General features: G+C 73.5%; 1 protein-coding gene. It reads left to right on the plus strand.

Translation table 11 applies throughout. From position 1 onward, the window contains the following. Nucleotides 1–82: 82 nt before the first annotated feature. A partial coding sequence (locus tag ACFWXC_RS53055; protein ID WP_384491563.1) for a maltotransferase domain-containing protein occupies nucleotides 83–1,101 on the plus strand: 1,019 nt, incomplete at its 3' end.

A 1,101-nucleotide genomic window follows, 5' to 3' on the forward strand; every position in this document is an offset into this window, starting at 1 on the left:
AGGACGCCTCGTCCTCCCGCGCACTACGGACTTGCGGAGCCGGGCCCGGGGCCCGGCTCCGCGCACGGCGGAGGTGAGACCCATGAAGGCGACAGAGGCCATCGGCCGTGTTCCGGTGCGTGACGTGCAACCGGCCGTGGACGGCGGCGGGCGTCCGGCGAAGGCGGTCCCCGGCGAGACCTTCCAGGTCACCGCCACCGTCTTCCGCGAGGGTCATGACGCCGTCGGCGCCAACGTGGTGCTGTGCGACCCCGAGGGCCGGCCCGGCCCCTGGGCGCCGATGCGGGAGCTGGTCCCCGGCACCGACCGCTGGGGCGCCGAGGTCACCGTCAACGGGAAACCGGGTCGTTGGACGTATCACGTCGAGGCCTGGAGCGCCCCGCTCACCACCTGGCGGCGGCACGCGCGGGTGAAGATCCCGGCGGGCATCGACACCGGTCTGGTCCTGGAGGAGGGCACCGAGCTGTACGCGCGCGCGGCCGCCCGGATGCCCGCGGGACTGGAGCGCGAGCGGGTCGTGGCAGCGGCCCGCGCCCTGGGCGACGACACCCTCGCCCTGCACATCCGTCTGGCCGGCGCGCTGACTCCCGAGGTGGACGAGATCCTCACCCGCCATCCGCTGCGGGAGCTGGTCACCTGCTCCGAGCCGTTGCCGCTGCTCGTCGAGCGCGAGCGGGCCCTGTACGGCTCCTGGTACGAGTTCTTCCCGCGCTCCGAGGGCACCCCCGAGCGGCCGCACGGCACGTTCCGGACAGCGGCCCGGCGGCTGCCGGCGATCGCGGAGATGGGCTTCGACGTCGTCTACCTCCCGCCGATCCACCCCATCGGGACCACCTTCCGCAAGGGCCGCAACAACACCCTGAGCGCTGGTCCTGAGGACGTGGGAGTGCCGTGGGCGATCGGTTCGCCCGAGGGCGGGCACGACGCCGTGCATCCGGCTCTGGGGACCCTGGAGGACTTCCGGTGGTTCGTGGCCGAGGCCGGCCGGCACGGCCTGGAGATCGCACTGGACTTCGCGTTGCAGTGCTCGCCCGACCATCCCTGGGTGGAGAAGCACCCCGAGTGGTTCCACCACCGGCCCGACGGGACCATCGCCTACGC

It is taken from the genome of Streptomyces sp. NPDC058683, from assembly GCF_042716195.1.
Classification (GTDB): Bacteria; Actinomycetota; Actinomycetes; order Streptomycetales; family Streptomycetaceae; genus Streptomyces.